The sequence below is a fragment of the Roseomonas sp. TAS13 genome (assembly GCF_001950415.1).
In the GTDB taxonomy this organism is placed as follows: domain Bacteria; phylum Pseudomonadota; class Alphaproteobacteria; order Acetobacterales; family Acetobacteraceae; genus Roseomonas; species Roseomonas mucosa.
In genome coordinates, this window is sequence record NZ_BDLP01000067.1 from 1 (window position 1) to 16,452 (window position 16,452).

The window sequence follows — 16,452 nt, forward strand, 5'->3', positions numbered from 1 at the left end:
TCCCGTCAGGCTGCACTCGGCCCTGGGCTACCGCTCTCCCATGACCTACGAAGCCCTCATGCAGGAGGCTGACGTCGACACGTAGCCCCCAAGCCTGAAAACCGTCCACGAGATCGGGTCAATTCCAGAACTTCACCCGCGCGGCGGAACTGCTGCACATCGCGCAGCCGCCGCTGAGCCGACAGATCCAGCAGCTGGAGGAAGAGCTGGGCGTGGTGCTGTTCGAGCGCGGCACGCGGCCGGTCCGCCTCACCGATGCGGGGCGGCTGCTCTTCGGGCAGGCGGTGCAGGTGCTCGAGGGCGTGGACGAGATGAAGGCGATCAGCCGCCGCCTGCATGAGGCCGAGAAGCTGCGCCTCGGCATCGGCTTCGTGGCTTCCACCCTCTATGGCCGCCTGCCCGAGATGATCCGCGCCTATCGTGCCGCGCGTCCGCAGGTGGAACTCACACTGCTGGAGCTCAACACGCTGGACCAGATCGCCGCCCTGAAGGACGGACGCATCGATGTCGGCTACGGGCGCATCCCCTTCGACGAACCCGCCGTGGAACGTACGATCCTGCGCAACGAGCGCCTCGTGGCCGCGGTACCGCTGCGCCATCCGCTGAGCCTGCACGATCGGCCACTACGCCTGGCAGAACTGGCAGAGGCGCCGCTGATCGTCTATCCGAAGACGCCCCGGCCCAGCTTCGCCGACCAAGTCCTGGCGCTGTTCCGCGACCATGGATTGCGCCCCGCCGTGGTGCACGAGATGCGGGAGTTGCAGACGGCGCTGGGCCTGGTCGCGGCGGAAAGTGGCATCTGCCTCGTCCCAGCCTCGGTCGAGACGCTGCGGCGCGACAATGTCGCCTATCGCCCGATCAAGGAGAAGGCGGTATCGCCGGTGATCATGAGCACGCGCAAAGGCGACCGCTCGCCGGAGATCGCCCTGCTGCTGCAACTGGTGAAGGACATCTACCGGCGGGAAGGCATCGCCTTCGGGGTCTGATGCCCTGCCATCTCGGTCACGGCGACAATCGCCGGACCTGCAATGCCGAAGGGTACCGCGAAGTCGTGGCCCTGCTCATTGGCCTATCGGAAGCCGAGACCTTCCGGGCGGCTTTCCCCCGAGGAGCCTGGTCAGGCGCGCCTTGAAGGGCGCGAAGCTGGATGCCCGCGTTCCCGGCGCAACAGGACAAGCACGAAGGCAAAGCAGGCGAGGGCGGCGAAGATGGGAAGGCCATGGAGGGTAAGGCCCATGGCGAAGCCGCCCAGGGGCGGACCGGCCAGGGCACCGAAGCCCCAGGCGACCGACATCACGGCGTAGATGCCGACGAGGTCTCCGCCTGAGAAGCGGCTGCCGACGATGGTGATGGCCAAGGTGTAGAGGCCGACGAAGACGCCGCCCCAGAGGAACAGCAGCGGATAGGCAAGCCAGCCATGGTCCAGCACCAGCGGCCACACGAGGGCCCCCAGGACGGAGGCCACGGAGAGGATGAGCATGAGACGGCGGCGGTCCATGCGGTCACCCAGCCAGCCGATCGGAAGCTGCAGCAGGATGGCACCGATCAGAAGCGTGGAGATCAACAGGGTAGCGGGGATCTCGGCCCATCCGAGGCGCATGGCATAGAGAGCAAGCAGGCTGAGCCCGGCGGTTTCCAACGCGGCGTTCAGGGCGGTGGCGGCAACCGCGACCGGAGCCATGAGAAGAAAGCGCACCGGAGTGGAGCGCCCGGAAGGTTCCAGGGGCGGGGAAGCGGCGCGGCCCAGCAAGACCACCATGAAGGCGGCCAGCGCCAGCAGGGCGCCGACCAGGAATGAAGCGGGACCGGTGCTGCCCATGGCCACCAGCAGAAGCGGACCAAGGGCAAAGCCGGAAGACAGGGCTGCGGTGTAGGTGGCCATGGTGCGGGCGCGGGTGGCTTCCGCCGTCAGCGTGTTCAGCCAGGTTTCCGACACCACGAAAAGGGACTCGGAAGCCATTCCGAGCAGCAGGCGCAGCGGGAACCAGAGCCAGGGGGTGGGCATGGCGGGAAAGAGGGCCAGGAGGGCGGCGGAGGCCATCAGCGCGCAGAGAGCCAGGCGGCGCGGGCCGAGGCGGAAGGCCAGGCGGGGCAACAGGGGTGCGATCAGCAGCACGCCGAGTGCATGCATGGCCGCGTTGAGGCCGATCGCCGTCTCGTCAAAGCCGTCGGCTGCAAGGTTCAGGGCGATGAGGGGAGCACTGAGCCCATAGGTCAGGCCGAAGATGGTGGCGGTCAGGATCACCGTGGCCTGAGCCGCGGCGGTGCCTTGCGCTTCACTGCCCACGGCCGGGGTGGCGCCGGGCGGCCTGAGGTCGGAAGCCTTGCTCATGCGCCGCCACTGTTACGCTCATCTGCGCCGAAGCCCGAGGTGACGCCGCTCAAGGTCTTGCGGCGCGAGGCGAACCGGCGATGGGCCCGCAGTGCCCCCAGCAGGCGGTGCCGCCAGCGCTGGTCGCCGTCCTCGGCAACCCGTTGCAGAAGGCGGGCGTAGTCGAGCGCGAGGCCGGGCGTCCAGGTCATCAGCTCGGCCCGGCCACGGACCAGGCGCATCATCCAGAAGTTGGGGTCGGCCAGCAGGCGGGCGAGGCGGAGCCAGGGATTGCGCCCGGCCAGGGCCCCCTCCATCGCGGCATCAAGGGCCAGGACCACCGCGGAAGAGCAGTTCCGGGCGGTCAGGTTGTAGGTATTGTCCCGGGCATAGACGGCCCAGAAGGCGCGGAGCGCGGGGGCGTTGAAGCGATGGAAGGTCACGCCGCTATCCGGCGGACACCAGCCGGCCACCTCCTCCGCATGAGAGGGGAGGAAGCGGCCGGGTACGTCGTTATGCGGGCCAGCGTTGAAGGCGCGAAGGAAGTGGGCGGGATCGCGATCGATCTCCACCGCCGGATAATGGCTGATGTAGAGATCGGGCGGCAGTTCCAAGGCCATGTGGCCGGTGGAAACCACTCCTTTCCGGTCCACGGCGGCGATGTAGCGATCCAGCACAGGCCGGCGGCGGGGCTGCTCGGCCGAGCCCAGCGGTGTCCAGGCATGGACGCGCAGGAGAGCATCGGGCGGTGCGGAGACCGGCTCCGTCTCCTCCGGGCGCACCGGGCCGCGTGCATGCCAGTTGCGGGCAGCGTAGAGCGGCAGGGCAGTGACCGAGGCGGTGGGCGACAGACGGCGGAGTTGAAGACCCATCACCAGCAGCGACCAGCCTGAGCTGAGCAGCAGCAAGGCCAGGCAGAAGGGAACCGTCAGGCGATGCGGAACAGGCCAGTCGGTAAAGACCAGGACGCTGAGGCCGATCTCGGCAAGGCCAGCGAGGATGCCGAGACGCCAGCGGGTGGTGGCATGGACGTAGAAGGCCGAGGCGATGCGGAACAGGCCATCGAGCAGGAAGGCAGTGCCGAAGAGGAGCGTACTGCCGATGTTGTTGTCCCAGGGAATATCGGCGACGAGGAAGCCGGTCAGCATCAGCCCGAGGCCACGCAACAGCAGCAGCCAGTTGCGGCGCAGGCCCAGAACGAGGGCGCTGCAGGCTTCTACGAAGCCCTTGATGCCCACGAGGATGCCGAACGTGTCGGTGAGCACGACCAAGTGGCCATCGGATAGGTCGATCAGGATCAGTACGCCGAGTACCATCCAGGCGGCACCGGCGGCGGCAAGCAGGGCCCACTGACGGCGCAGGGCCTGCGCCCCGAGCAACAGGAAAGCCAGTCGGATCATGACAGCCGCGCTACAGCATTGTGTCAGTGCTTGTCACGAAGCTTCTTCGCGGCGGCCTCAAGCTGGCTGCGGTCCATCCCCCGCTGGGTTTCTTCCTCGCGCTGTGCGGCCTGCTGCATCATGCAGTTTGCATAGGCGTCCGTCCCTCTCTGGAAACCGAAGCCGTCGCAAACCTTCTGATCGTCGGCTTGAACCATACGGTCCAGTGCCGCGTCCAGGCCACAACCGGCAAGCGGAAGCAGCACAACGAGAGGAAGCAGGATACGCGGCATGGGGCCTGTTCTCCGGTCCGTTTTTTAATGTAGTTATGAGTGGATATCAGGGTTTGTTCAACGTCGGATTGGCAGGCGAGCCTGAGCATACCCCTGCCAACACGCTGTCTCCCCAGCCATGGCCATGATCGTCGGCGACACCCGTCCTCGAAAGCTGGCATCAAGCCAGAGTTATGCCGGCCCCGTGGACGGACTGCCCTGCTACTTCGTCGTATACCCGCCGTTCACGAGGATCGTCTGACCGGTCATCCACCACCCTTCGGAGACGAGAAAGCGGATCCAAGGGACGATGTCCTCGATATCGGTCAGGCCGGTCTTCGATGAAGGCGACAGCGCTGCCGCGGACTTGTGGTAGGCGACCGCGTCGGCGCCTTCGGCCGGATAGAAGAAGGGCGTATCCATCGGGCCGGGGCCGATGGCGGTGACCGAGATGCCGCGCCCGCCAAGCTCCTTGGACGCCGCGCGCGTGTAATGCTCGACGGGCGCCTTGGTGCCGGCATAGGCGGCGTAGAAGGGCGTGTAGGCGCCCAGCAACGACGTCACCAGCGTGCATATCTTGCCATTGTCGCTGACGGCCTTACCGGCTTCCTTCAGGAAGAAGAAGGCGGCCTTCGAGTTGACCGCGCTCATCTCGTCGAACTCGGCTTCGCTGATCTCGCTCATCGGCTTCTTGAGCACCTTGCCGACCGTGTTCACCGCGATGTCGATGCTGCCCATTGCGGCCTTGGCATCCGTGAACAGCTTCTCCATCGCCCCTGCCGTGGTGAGGTCCGCCTGGAACGAGAAAGCCCTGGCGCCCGTCCTCTGGATCGCCGCGACGGTCTGCTCGGCTTCGGCTTTCGCCGAGTTGCTGTTGTAGTGGATCGCGACCGCCCTGGCACCATGGGCGGCGAGGTCGCGGGCCAGCAGGCCACCCAGGTTCTTCGCACCGCCTGCTATCAGGACGACTTTGCCGGAGATGCTGTGGCTGTGATCGGCCATCGTATGCCCCATCAGGTCAAAAGACAGGGTAACTTTTATAGTTCCATGAATCGGGATAAATACGCAAGCCATGACATCATATGTTCGATTTCATAAACAATGACCTATGGATCGCATCGAACTCTTCCGCATCTTCGTCCAGGTCGTTGACTGCGGCAGCTTCTCACGGGCCGCCGATGTCGTGGGCATCTCCCGCTCATCAGTGTCCATCGCCATCCAGGAACTGGAGGCACGGGTCGGAGCTAGGTTGCTCCACCGCACGACCAGAAAAGTGACGACCACGCAGGAAGGCATCGCCTTTCACGAGCGCTGCCGCCGTGTGCTGGAGGAGGTGGAGGAAGCGGAAACGCTGTTCCGGCCCAGCGGTGACCCTCATGGCAAGTTGCGCGTCGACCTGCCGGGCCGGATTGGCCGGCTGATCGTCGCCCCGCGCTTGCCCGAGTTTCTCGATCACTATCCCAACATCGACGTCATGCTCGGTGTCTCGGACCGTGCGATCAACCTGCTGGAGGAAGCCGCCGACTGTGTGCTGCGCGTCGGACCACTGGCCGATTCAGGAATGATCGCCCGTTCGCTGGGCGAGTTGCCACTGATCAACGTGGCCAGCCCCTCCTATCTGGCGCGCCACGGCATCCCGAGGGAGCCTGCCGATCTCGATCGCCACCACATGGTTCTCTACGCATCACCATCGACGGACCGGGTCGAAACATTCGAGTGGATCGAGCATCAGCAGGCATGTTTTCGCACGGTCACGGGACGTGTCACCGTCAACAGTGCCGAGGCCTACATTGCCTGCTGCCTGGCCGGACTGGGCCTTATCCAGATCCCGGCCTATGATGTCCGTGACCAGATTGCGACCGGCGCACTGGTCGAAGTGCTTCCACACCATCGCGCCGCACCGATGCCGATGACCTTGCTGTTTCCCCACCGGCGACACCTTCCCCGCAGGACCCAGGTTTTTGCGGACTGGCTGGCCAGCATCATCGCCGAGGCCACGGCACCGTGGCCCGATGCGCAGGGTGCTGCCAGCTGACGGGCGGTGGTCGGAATGGTGAGGCGGGGCAGCCCGGATGACTGCCGCCGCGCTGTCCCAGGCAGCCTTGAGCGTCCGGTCCGGCATCCCAGACCGGCTTCAGGTGATGCGGTGATGCAGGATTCCGGATCGACCGACGGCACGGTCGCCCTGTGGAGGAGCGTTACGCTGGCCGAGGCGCACTCCGCCTGCGCTGTTCGCCGGGACGGAACGTCATGCCGGACGCACCGGACGGCTCCTCGGCATGACAGTGCCTCCGAACTGCCCGGCCTCCTCCCGCAATGCCTCGGCGAAGGCCTGCGCGGCAGGGGAAAGCGAGCGCCCGGCCCGCCAGATCAGGATAACGGCGCGTCCGACAACCGGCGGCCCCAGCGGCCGTGCGGCGAGTTCAGGTGCCATACGCAGCTCCGCCGCGGTGGAGGGAAGCAGGGCGATGCCCAGCCCCGCCCGCGCCATGCCGACCAGGGTGCTGGAATAGGTGGCCTCCTGCGCCGGCGAGACCAGCTTGCCGATGCGCGCGAAGGCGTCATCCACCAGTTGCCGGATGCTGCTGTCCGTTTCGAGAAGCAGCAGCGGTTCCTCCGCCAGATGCGCCAGCGTGATGCTGCGGCGCCGCATCAATGGATGGCGCGGCGGCAGCAAGGCAATGATCTGGTCGCGGAACAGCGGTTCGGTCGAGAAGGCTTCGCCCGGTGCGAGATCGCTGGCAATGCCGATATCCACCTGATCGGAACGGACCCGCTCATAGACCTGCCGCGTTACCGCCTCCCTCAGTCGGATCTTGAGTTGGGGATGCGTAGCATGCAGCCGTGCCATGGCCGCAGGAAGCAGGCCGGCGGCGACCGAGGGCAGGGCGGCAACGCGCACCACGCCACGCCGGCGTGCAGCAAGGTCCTGCAGGTTCGTGACGCTGTGCTCCAGCTCCTGCAGCAGTGGTTCCAGCGACCGGGCGAACTCCCGTCCCGCCGCGGTGGGTTCGGCACCATGCGGCATACGATCGAGCAACTTCAGGCCCACTGCGTCCTCCAGCTGCCGGATCTGCACCGTCAGGGCTGGCTGCGTGATGTTCAGAAGGCTCGCGGCGCGGGTGAAGCTGCCGTAGCGCAACACGGTGGTGAAGGCGCGCAGACCCTTCAGCGTGATGGACATAGAAAAACATTATAGCCAGCGCATAAACTTTCAATTGATTTATCGGCCCTGCGGCTCCGAACTACCTGCGCAGAGGCGCCCCCAGGAATGGGGCGCCCAGGGAGTGAAAGATGTCCGGAACGCCACCGCGGAACTATTTCGTGCGGCCCGATGAGGTGCGTGCCTACAGCCCCGCCAACCACACCGGCACCGTGAACCGCCGCCTGATCGCGCCGGAAACGGTCGGCGCGGAATTGATGGAGGTGCTTCTCGGGGTCATCGAGAAGGGGAGCGGCGCCCAGCCCCATGCGCATCCGGGCATGGAGCAGGCCTGCTACATCCTGCGCGGCCGGGCGCGCGTCGAGATCGCTGGCCAGAGCCGCGAGATCGGCCCCGGCGAGATGTGCTTCTTCCCGGCAGGCGAGGAACATGTCTTCACCGTGGTCAGCCAGGACCCGGTGCATGTGCTGGTGATCTATTCGCCGCCTTATGGCGAGGACCCGGCCAGGGTCGCCCGTCGCGTGGAGGCACGGGCATGATCGCGCGGCGGACCCTGCTCGGCGCGGCAGGGGCGGCGTTTCCCCTGGCGCGGGCGCGGGCACAGGCCTGGCGCCCGGCACATACGGTCACGCTGTTGGTGCCCTTTGCCGGCGGCAGCGGCACCGATGCCGTCGCGCGCATCCTGGCCGATCTGCTGGCCAAGCCGCTCGGGGTGCCCGTGGTGGTGGACAATCGCGCGGGGGCCAATGGCAGCATCGCCGCGCAGGCCGCCGCACGGGCCGCGCCGGACGGCACGACCCTCTTCGTGACAACCAACACCACGCATTCCGCCAACCCGTCGCTGATGAAGCGCATCGACTATGATCCGGTCGCGGATTTCACGCCGGTGGCACGGGTCGGGAACCTGCCCTTCATGCTGGTGGTGGGGGAACAGGTCCCGGCCCGCAGCCTGCAGGAACTCCTCGCCATGGCGCGCCGCAAGCCGGGCGAGGTGACCTACGCCAGCGGCAACAGCACCGGGATCGTGGCAGGCGCGACGATGGCCCGCATGGGCGGTGTCGAGATGCTGCACGTCCCCTACCGCAGCACGCCGCCGGCGATGACCGATGTGATGGCCGGGCGCGTCACCTGCATGTTCGTGGATATCGCAGCCGGGCTTTCCAACATCCAGGCCGGCAAGCTCCGCGTCCTGGCGATGAGCACTCGCACCCGTTCCACCCTGATGCCGGACACGCCCTCCATGGCGGAGGCCGGGCTGCCCGATTTCGACATCACCTCCTGGAACGGTGTCTTCGGCCCGGCGCGGATGCCGCCAGAAGCAACCGCGACCCTCAACGCCGCCATCCGTGGCGCGATCGAGCGGCCCGAGGTCCGCAGGCGCTTCGCCGATATCGGCTTCGAGGCCTTCTCCGGCACGCCGCAGGAACTGGGGCAGTTCGTCCAGGCCGAGCTCGTCCAATGGCGGCAGCTGATCGAAGCCGCCGGGATCGAGAAGGAGTGATCCGGCAATGACGGCACTTTCGGGCATCCGCGTCCTGGATGCCAGCACGGTCGTGATGGGACCCTATGCCACCCGCCTGCTCGCGGACCTCGGTGCCGATGTGCTGAAGCTGGAGCCGCCGGAAGGCGACATCATGCGCAGGGCCGGCCAGGGCGGCGCGATCTTCGCCCACCTGAACCGCAGCAAGCGTGGCCTCGTCCTGGACCTGAAATCAGCCGAGGGCCAGCAGCGCCTGCACCAACTCGCCGCGGAGGCGGATGTGCTGGTGCACAACATGCGGCCCGAGGCCGCGGCCAGGCTGGGTCTGCGCAAGGCCGACCTGGCCCCCGTGAATCCTGGGCTGATCGTGGCCAGCGCCTATGGCTACGGGCCGGGCGGCCCCTGTTCCGGGCGCCCGGCCTATGACGACCTGATCCAGGCCGCCAGTGGCCTGGCGGCGACGGTGGGCCGCGCGTCCGGCGGGGCACCGGCCTATGTGCCCATGACCCTGGTCGACCGGGTCGTGGGGGCTCATCTCGCCTTCGCCATCGTGGCTGCCGTTGCCTGTCGCACACGCACCGGTATGGCGCAAGAGGTGGAGGTCCCGATGTTCGAGACCTTCGCCGATCTGGTCGCCAGCGACCATCTGGGAGGGCTCAGCTTCGATCCGCCGGAAGGCGGGCCCTACTATCCCCGGCTCATGTCGCCGCACCGCCGCCCCTATCGCACGCGGGACGGCTGGATCGCCGTGCTGCTTTACACGGAGGCGCACTGGCGAAGGTTCTTCGCTCTGCTGGGGCGGGAGCAGGAACTCGCGGACGATCCGCGCCTGCGCGATCACGTGGCGCGGCAGGCGAATATCGATCATGCCTATGGCCTGGTGGCGGAAGCCCTGTCCCACCGTGACACCGGAGAATGGATGCGCAGCCTTTCCGAGGCCGACATCCCCGTCTCCACAGTGAACGATGTCGAGGCCCTGCTGGAGGATCCGCATCTGCGCGCCACGGGCTTCTGGCGGCAGGTGCCGTTGCCCGATGGCTCCCGGCTCCGGACCACGGCGCCCTTCGGCCGCTGGTCGGCCACGCCGCCGGACCCGCCCGGCCCGCCCCCCGCCTTCCGCACCGCCACGGCGGAAGCCCAGGGCGTGGATGCGGCGCGCCGGGCGGCATGGAAAGCGAAGCCTGCCGCGCCAGGCAAAGGAGACCAGACATGAATTTCGCCTTGAGCCCGGAGCAGGAAGCCGTGCAGGAGGCCGTCGCGCGCATCTGTGCCGGCTTCGGCGACGAGTACTGGCTGCAGCGCGACCGTGAAGGCGGCTTCCCTACGGATTTCCACCAGGCGCTGGCCCGTGACGGCTGGCTCGGCATCTGCATGCCGGAGGAATATGGCGGCGGCGGCCTGGGCATCACCGAAGCGGCCATCATGATGCAGACGATCGCCCAGTCGGGCGCCGGGATGACCGGGGCCTCGGCGGTGCACATGAACATCTTCGGCCTGAATCCCGTGGTGGTCTTCGGCAATGAGGCACAGAAGCGCCGCATGCTGCCGCCGCTGATCGAGGGACGGGAGCGGGCCTGCTTTGCCGTGACCGAACCCAACGCCGGGCTGGACACGACCCAGCTCCGTACCCGGGCGGAGCGGCGGGGCGACCGCTATGTCGTGAATGGCCAGAAGATCTGGATCTCCACGGCGCAGGTGGCGGAAAAGGTGTTGCTCCTCGCCCGCACCACGCCGGTCGAGCAGGTGCGGCGCCGCACCGAAGGGCTGAGCCTCTTCTACACCACGCTCGACCGAGCGCGCGTCCAGGTCCGCGAGATCGAGAAGATGGGCCGCAAGGCGGTCGATTCCAACGAGGTCTTCTTCGACAACCTGGAAGTTCCCGTCGAGGACCGGATCGGGGAGGAGGGCAGGGGGTTCGAGTACATCCTGCACGGGCTGAACCCGGAGCGCATCCTGATCGCCGCCGAGGCTGCCGGGCTGGGCCTCGTCGCGCTGGAACGTGCCACGCGCTACGCCAGCGAGCGCGTGGTCTTCGGCCGCCCTATCGGCCAGAACCAGGCGATCCAGCACCCGCTGGCGGCCAACTGGATGGAACTGCAGGCGGCGCGGATGATGATCCTGAATGCCGCCTGGCGCTACGATCAGGGCCTTTCCTGCGCCGCCGAGGCGAATGCCGCGAAGTACCTGGCGGCGGAGGCTGGCTTCAAGGCCTGCCAGCAGGCGGTGATGACACATGGCGGCTTCGGCTACGCACGCGAATACCATGTCGAACGCTATCTGCGGGAGGTCATGATCCCGCGCATCGCCCCGGTCAGCCCGCAGCTTATCCTCTGCTTCATCGCCGAGAAGGTCCTGGGCCTGCCCAAGTCCTACTGACGCGCGCGGCACAGCGTCCCGGCCGGAGTCTCTCCGCCCGGGCTGTCGCGGCCCCCGGTCATGCCACCGGCCCATGCGGGAGGAGCTGCTCCGCCGGCTCCTCCCCGGCCCAGCTCCGCTGCAACTGCGCCAGGATCACCGGGCCGAAGCGCTCATAGGGAACGCGGACGGATTCGAGCCACGGCGCCAGCCAGGGATTGAGGGAGCTCCCGTCGATCCCCACCAGCCGGCAGTCCTGCGGCATGCGGAGCTGCGCCTCGCGGGCCGCGCGGAAGGCACCATAGGCCACCTGGTCGCTGACGCAGAGCAGTCCTCCGGGCCAGGCGGAACGCGGTCCGATGGCCTGGGCAGCGCGATAGCCGACCTCCACATGCGCCAGGCCGGGCGCCCGCCATTCGGGGATCGCCCCCGGATCGACGCCGAAGGAAGCATAGCGGGCGCGGAAGCCTTCCACGCGCTCGCGGGTGGCGGAGGACCCTTCCAGCGGCGACAGGACCCCCGGCGCGCGGATTCCGGCCTTCCAGAGATGCTCGGCCACAAGCGATCCGGCCTGGAAATTGTCGATCCCTACGAAGGCTCCTTCGCCGCAGGGGTTCCGGCGCCCGACGAAAACCATGGGCGTCCGGCGCGCCACCACCTCCGCCAACCCGGGGCTCGGCCGCGCCACCACGAGGATATAGCCCTGCACGAGCTGGGCCCGCATGGCCGCCAGATACTCGTCCTGGAGCTCCGCGCGGTCATGGGTGTCGCAGAGGATCATGATGTAGCCCGCTGTCCGCAGCGCCGCCTCCGTGGAGGCCGCGATGGTCGCCATGGCGGGGTTGTCGAGATTCGCCACCAGCATGGCCACCAGGCGGCTTTCCCCGCTGCGCAGGGTCCGGCCGATGGAGTTCGGGCGGTAGCCGGTGGCCTCCACCGCCTCGCGCACCCGCTGCACGGTTTCCGCCGAGGCACGGCGGGTCTCGCCATTGACGATGCGCGACACCGTCGAGATCGAGACCCCGGCGGTGGCGGCGACCATCGCCAGGGAAACCGGCCGGTTGTCGGGCGGCGGACCACCTTCTCTGTCAGTCACGCATCCTGCCTCCGCTGCTTCCGGGTCCATTCCAGTCGGCCTCTTATGACTTTCATAAAACCCTTTGACAGGGTAGGCAAACGTTTGCCAAATACCGGCCGACCGACGAAGCGCCCGTCCGAGCGCGCCCGCAGGTCGGACCAGGGAGGAAGTTCATGAAGGTGTTCGCGTACGCTTTCGCGGCCGGGCTGAGTCTCGCAACGACGGCCTTCGGGCCGGCAATGGCCCAGACCACCCTCCGCATGGCCTGGTATTCGGATGGCAACGAGGGCGAGGTCATGAACGACCTGCTCCGCCGCTTCGAGGGAAAGAACCCCGACATCCGCGTGGTCCTGGACCAGGTGCCGTTCAAGGCGATCAGCGAGAACCTGCCGGTCCAGCTCGCCTCGGGGCAGGGACCGGACATGGCCCGCGTCGCCGACATGGGCGGGCTGGCACGCTACGGGCTGGACCTCCGCCCCTATCTGAAGGACGCGGCGGCCTGGGAGGCGGGCTACGGCCCCTTCCTGCCCTGGATGCGGGTGCCCGGCGACACGAGTTCCATCCCCGGCTTCATGACCCAGCTCACCGTCACCGGACCCTTCGTCAACAAGACGCTGTTCGAGCAGGCGGGCATCGCCATGCCCGGGCCCAAGGCGACCTGGGAGCAGTGGGCGGAAGCGGTGAAGGCGGTGGCGGCCAAGGTGGACGCGCCCTTCCCCCTGGCGCTGGACCGTTCGGGGCACCGCTTCTTCAGCCTCGCCGTGTCGCAGGGCGCCACCGGCATCGACGAGGCCGGCAAGCCCGCCGTCGTGGATGACGGCTTCAAGCGCGCCGCCTCCCTGGTCGTGGACTGGCACCGCAAGGGCATCATGTCCAAGGAGATCTGGGGCTCGGTGGCGGGCTCTGCCTATCGCGGCGCCAATGACGAGTTCAAGAACGCGCAGGTCGTGATGTACCTATCCGGCTCCTGGCAGATCGCCCAGTTCGACAAGACCATCGGCGATGCCTTCGACTGGGTGGCCGTGCCGACGCCCTGTGGCCCGGCCAACTGCTCTCCCATGCCGGGCGGCGCTGCGCTGATGGCCTTCAGGTCCAGCAAGCATCCCGCGGAGGTGGCGAAGGTCATGGAATACCTCGCCAGCGAGGAGGTGATGGCCGAGTTCTACAGCCGCGCCCTCTTCGTGCCCGGCCATGTCGGGATCGCGGCCAAGGGCGTGGAGTACAAGTCCGGCTCCGAGGCGGCGCGGGCGGCGCTGAAGGTCTTCACGACGGAGGTGCAGCAGATCTCCCCGGCGGCCTACCGCCTCCAGGGCTATTCCGGCTCGCGCATCATCTTCAACGCCGCCATCAGCCGCCTCGGCCAGGCCGTGGCCGGCGAGATCGGGCTGGACGAAGCCTATCGCCGCATCACCGACGACGTGACGCAGCAGATCGCCGAGCGCGACAAGAAGTAGTCCTCCCCGGACCGGGATCGCCAGAATGAGCTCCGTCGACACCGCCGTGCCCCCCGTGGGCACGGCAACCGCCCCGGCTGCGCCGCGTCCGGGGGAAAGAAGCACCCTGCGCGCCCTGGGCTGGGCCGCGGCGCTGCCGCTGCGCCTCATCGACGCACCGATGCGGGGCGTGCAGAAGCTGATCGGCGAGCGGGGGATGCCCTATGTCTTCCTCCTGCCCAATGCCGCCTTCTTCGGGCTCTTCGTCTTCCTGCCGCTGGCGATCAACCTCTGGTTCTCGCTGACCGGCGGCGCCGCGCTGTTCCCCTCGGAACGGCCCTATGTCGGAACGCAGCAATACGCCTACCTGCTCGACTGCGGCTCCTTCATCGACCCTGGCTCCTGCCGGGAGGACCACTTCTGGCGGGGCGTTGCCAACACCGGCACCTTCACGCTGTTCAACGTCGTGGGGACGGTGCTGGCCTCCCTGGTCACCGCGCTGGTGCTGAACCGCAGGATTCGCGCCCGGGGCTTCTTCCGCGCGGTCTTCTTCTTTCCCGTGCTGCTTTCCCCCGTGGTGGTGGCGCTGATCTGGAAGTGGATCCTCCAGCGCGACGGCCTGCTGAACGCCATCATCATGGGGCTGGGCGGCGACCGCATCCTGTTCCTGAACGAACCCGGCTGGGCGATGTTCTGGGCGATCTTCGTCTCCGTCTGGGCCCATATGGGCTTCTACACGCTGATCCTGCTCGCCGGGCTGCAGGCCATCCCCTCCGATCTCTACGAGGCGGCGGCGATGGACCGCACGCCGACGCACCGCATCTTCTGGCGCATCACCCTGCCGCTGCTCTGGCCGAACATGATCGTGGTCATCGTGCTCGCGCTGATCAAGGGCGTGCAGACCTTCGACGAGGTCTTCGTGCTGACCGGCGGCGGACCCGGCACGGCGACGATGATGGTGGTGCAGTACATCTACGAGACCGCCTTCGCGAACCAGGTGCAGAACTTCGGCCTCGCCGCCGCCGCCTCGGTGCTGCTGGGCGCCGTGCTCTTCATCCTGACCCTGATCCAGCTTGGCGTGGCCGGGCGGCGGAGGAACTGACCATGGTGGCCACCCGCGCCCTGCGCTTCCTCGCGCGCCGCCGCAATCCCGGGCAGCCGCTGCACTGGACCGACATCGCCAGCTACCTCTACCTGGCCATCGGCACCCTGCTGATGTTCGGGCCGGTGCTCTGGCTGCTTCTGTCCTCCTTCAAGACCCCGGCCGGGCTGCTGGAATTCCCGCCCACCCTGCTGCCGCTTTCGCAGGTCGAGGTGACGGTGCCCGGCCAGCCCAACCCGCTGCCGCTCTTCAAGGTCACCATGCCGGATGGCAGCGTGAAGGAGATGGCACAAATCCGCCGCGTCGGCTTGCAGGCGCAGATGGTGGACCCGGCCGATCCGGGCCAGACCGTCCGCGTGCCGGTGGACCGGCGCGAGCCGGTTCGTGCCTTCTCGCTGGCCATCTCGAACTACATCGAGCCGCTGCGGCAGTTCGACTTCATGCGCTTCCTCGGCAACTCGGTCTTCGTCACCGTGGTGGCGACGCTGATCACGCTGCTGATCAACTCCATGGCCGCCTATGCCCTCTCGCTCTACGAGTTCCGCGGCAAGGGCCTCGCCGTCCTGGCGGTGATCGGCACGCTGATGATCCCGATCACCATCGTGTTGGTGCCGGTCTATCTGGTCATCACCAAGCTCGGGCTGGTGAACTCGCTCTGGGCGGTGATCCTGCCCGGCGCCGCCACGCCCACCGGCGTCTTCCTGCTGCGCCAGTACATGCTGACCCTGCCGCGCGACCTCGTGGAGGCCGCACGCATGGACAAGGCCTCCGAGTGGCAGATCTACTGGCGCATCGTCATGCCGCTGACGGCGCCGGCCCTGGCGGTGCTCGGCATCTTCTCGGTCATGTGGCGCTGGAACGAGTTCCTCTGGCCGCTGGCCGTGCTGACCAAGACCGAGAGCTACACGCTCCAGATCGGCCTCAACGCCTTCCAGGGCGAGCTGCAGACGCAGTGGCACTACCTTCTCGCCATGACGGTGGTGACGCTGCTGCCGGTCGCGCTCGTCTTCGTCTTCCTCCAGCGCTTCATCACGACCGGGATCGGTTCGACGGGAATGAAATGAGCATCGGGAGATCCGTCCATGGCTGAGCTCAGGCTTCGCAACGTCACCAAGAGCTTCGGTGACACCTCCGTGATCCGCGGTGTGGACCTGGAGGTCCGCAACGGCGAGTTCATGGTCTTCGTCGGCCCCTCCGGCTGCGGCAAGTCCACCCTCCTGCGCCTGATCGCGGGGCTGGAGATGGTCACCGACGGACAGGTGCAGATCGACGGTCAGGACGTCACGCGCTTGCCGGCCTCCGACCGCGGCCTGGCCATGGTGTTCCAGTCCTATGCCCTCTACCCGCACATGAGCGTGCGGCAGAACATGGGCTTCGCGCTGGAGAACATGCGCCTGCCGAAGGCCGAGGTCACCGCGCGGGTGGAGCGTGCGGCGCAGATGCTGCAGCTCGCGCCCTATCTCGATCGCAAGCCGCGCGCCCTGTCCGGCGGGCAGCGGCAGCGCGTGGCCATCGGCCGCGCCATCGTGCGGGACCCGAAGATCTTCCTTTTCGACGAGCCGCTCTCGAACCTCGATGCCGAGCTGCGCGTCGCCACCCGCAAGGAGCTGGCCGCGCTGCATGCGGAGATCGGCGGCACGATGATCTACGTGACGCACGACCAGGTCGAGGCGATGACCCTGGCCGACCGCATCGTGGTGCTGCGCGGCGGGCTGATCGAGCAGATTGGCACGCCGCTGGAGCTCTACAACAACCCCGCGAACCTCTTCGTGGCGGGGTTCATCGGGTCACCGAAGATGAACGCCCTGCCGGCGCGCGTGGCGCGGGCCGGCAGCGGCGGCGCCCTGGCGGTGGAAGGGCGGGAGATCCGCCTCGACCT

The 16,452-nt window shown here is 67.6% G+C and carries 16 protein-coding genes and 1 pseudogene; 11 read left to right on the forward strand and 6 right to left on the reverse strand.

Annotated elements, in window-relative coordinates; genetic code table 11:
• Nucleotides 1-137: 137 nt before the first annotated feature.
• Both ROTAS13_RS28415 and ROTAS13_RS07975 read left to right on the forward strand, forming a co-directional pair.
• Nucleotides 138-254: pseudogene (locus ROTAS13_RS28415) on the forward strand (LysR family transcriptional regulator); the annotation flags it as partial.
• A 57-nt stretch (nucleotides 255-311) separates the two neighbouring features.
• Nucleotides 312-986 carry a LysR substrate-binding domain-containing protein gene (locus tag ROTAS13_RS07975; RefSeq protein WP_256371385.1) on the forward strand — a complete coding sequence of 225 codons (675 nt, stop codon included), beginning with the start codon at nucleotides 312-314 and terminating at the stop codon, nucleotides 984-986.
• A 131-nt stretch (nucleotides 987-1,117) separates the two neighbouring features.
• Here ROTAS13_RS07975 and ROTAS13_RS07980 read toward each other — a convergent pair whose 3' ends face one another.
• The 4 genes from ROTAS13_RS07980 to ROTAS13_RS07995 all read right to left on the reverse strand — a co-directional run bounded on the left by ROTAS13_RS07980 (nucleotide 1,118) and on the right by ROTAS13_RS07995 (nucleotide 4,964).
• The gene (locus ROTAS13_RS07980) at nucleotides 1,118-2,332 is read right to left on the reverse strand and encodes an MFS transporter (RefSeq protein WP_083755436.1); all 1,215 of its coding nucleotides are present in this window, start codon (nucleotides 2,330-2,332) and stop codon (nucleotides 1,118-1,120) included.
• The gene (locus ROTAS13_RS07985; protein ID WP_075822024.1) at nucleotides 2,329-3,711 is read right to left on the reverse strand and encodes a hypothetical protein; all 1,383 of its coding nucleotides are present in this window, start codon (nucleotides 3,709-3,711) and stop codon (nucleotides 2,329-2,331) included. Before ROTAS13_RS07985 ends, ROTAS13_RS07980 begins: the two co-directional genes overlap by 4 nt.
• Before the next feature lie 23 nt (nucleotides 3,712-3,734).
• Nucleotides 3,735-3,983 (reverse strand): hypothetical protein, encoded by a 249-nt coding sequence (locus tag ROTAS13_RS07990; RefSeq protein WP_019462516.1) that lies wholly within the window; start codon nucleotides 3,981-3,983, stop codon nucleotides 3,735-3,737.
• 201 nt (nucleotides 3,984-4,184) lie between these two features.
• Nucleotides 4,185-4,964, reverse strand: a complete 780-nt coding sequence (locus ROTAS13_RS07995) for an SDR family oxidoreductase (protein ID WP_075822035.1) — start codon at nucleotides 4,962-4,964, stop codon at nucleotides 4,185-4,187.
• A gap of 106 nt (nucleotides 4,965-5,070) precedes the next feature.
• Here ROTAS13_RS07995 and ROTAS13_RS08000 point away from each other — a divergent pair, with 106 nt between their 5' ends.
• Nucleotides 5,071-5,997, forward strand: coding sequence for a LysR family transcriptional regulator (locus ROTAS13_RS08000; RefSeq protein WP_075822025.1), 927 nt, complete (start codon nucleotides 5,071-5,073; stop codon nucleotides 5,995-5,997).
• A 213-nt stretch (nucleotides 5,998-6,210) separates the two neighbouring features.
• Here the strand turns inward: ROTAS13_RS08000 and ROTAS13_RS08005 are convergent, their stop codons facing one another.
• Complete coding sequence (locus ROTAS13_RS08005) at nucleotides 6,211-7,146, reverse strand: LysR family transcriptional regulator (protein WP_019462519.1); 936 nt, start codon at nucleotides 7,144-7,146, stop codon at nucleotides 6,211-6,213.
• A gap of 110 nt (nucleotides 7,147-7,256) precedes the next feature.
• Between ROTAS13_RS08005 and ROTAS13_RS08010 the strand changes: the two genes are divergently transcribed.
• Genes ROTAS13_RS08010 through ROTAS13_RS08025 form a run of 4 tightly spaced genes read left to right on the forward strand, consistent with a single transcriptional unit; the run spans nucleotide 7,257 to nucleotide 10,981 of the window.
• Nucleotides 7,257-7,664: a cupin domain-containing protein gene (locus ROTAS13_RS08010; RefSeq protein WP_075822026.1), complete on the forward strand. Its 408-nt coding sequence runs from the start codon at nucleotides 7,257-7,259 to the stop codon at nucleotides 7,662-7,664.
• Nucleotides 7,661-8,626 (forward strand): tripartite tricarboxylate transporter substrate binding protein, encoded by a 966-nt coding sequence (locus tag ROTAS13_RS08015; RefSeq protein ID WP_075822027.1) that lies wholly within the window; start codon nucleotides 7,661-7,663, stop codon nucleotides 8,624-8,626. Before ROTAS13_RS08010 ends, ROTAS13_RS08015 begins: the two co-directional genes overlap by 4 nt.
• Nucleotides 8,627-8,633: 7 nt before the next feature.
• Entirely contained in the window at nucleotides 8,634-9,818 is a 1,185-nt protein-coding gene (locus ROTAS13_RS08020; RefSeq protein WP_075822028.1) for a CaiB/BaiF CoA-transferase family protein, read from the forward strand.
• On the forward strand, nucleotides 9,815-10,981 hold the full coding sequence (locus ROTAS13_RS08025) for an acyl-CoA dehydrogenase family protein (RefSeq protein ID WP_075822029.1): 1,167 nt from the start codon (nucleotides 9,815-9,817) through the stop codon (nucleotides 10,979-10,981). Before ROTAS13_RS08020 ends, ROTAS13_RS08025 begins: the two co-directional genes overlap by 4 nt.
• 58 nt (nucleotides 10,982-11,039) lie before the next feature.
• Here ROTAS13_RS08025 and ROTAS13_RS08030 read toward each other — a convergent pair whose 3' ends face one another.
• Nucleotides 11,040-12,056: a LacI family DNA-binding transcriptional regulator gene (locus ROTAS13_RS08030; RefSeq protein ID WP_247594513.1), complete on the reverse strand. Its 1,017-nt coding sequence runs from the start codon at nucleotides 12,054-12,056 to the stop codon at nucleotides 11,040-11,042.
• A 155-nt stretch (nucleotides 12,057-12,211) separates the two neighbouring features.
• On the opposite strand from ROTAS13_RS08030, the gene ROTAS13_RS08035 reads away from it, so the two are divergent.
• From ROTAS13_RS08035 to ROTAS13_RS08050, 4 genes are all read left to right on the forward strand, one after another.
• The gene (locus ROTAS13_RS08035) at nucleotides 12,212-13,492 is read left to right on the forward strand and encodes an ABC transporter substrate-binding protein (protein ID WP_075822031.1); all 1,281 of its coding nucleotides are present in this window, start codon (nucleotides 12,212-12,214) and stop codon (nucleotides 13,490-13,492) included.
• Nucleotides 13,493-13,517: 25 nt separating this feature from the next.
• Entirely contained in the window at nucleotides 13,518-14,573 is a 1,056-nt protein-coding gene (locus ROTAS13_RS08040) for a carbohydrate ABC transporter permease (protein WP_019462526.1), read from the forward strand.
• 2 nt (nucleotides 14,574-14,575) lie between these two features.
• On the forward strand, nucleotides 14,576-15,637 hold the full coding sequence (locus ROTAS13_RS08045) for a carbohydrate ABC transporter permease (protein ID WP_075822032.1): 1,062 nt from the start codon (nucleotides 14,576-14,578) through the stop codon (nucleotides 15,635-15,637).
• An 18-nt stretch (nucleotides 15,638-15,655) separates the two neighbouring features.
• Nucleotides 15,656-16,452: ABC transporter ATP-binding protein (locus ROTAS13_RS08050; RefSeq protein WP_075822033.1), on the forward strand; the 797-nt coding region annotated here is incomplete at its 3' end.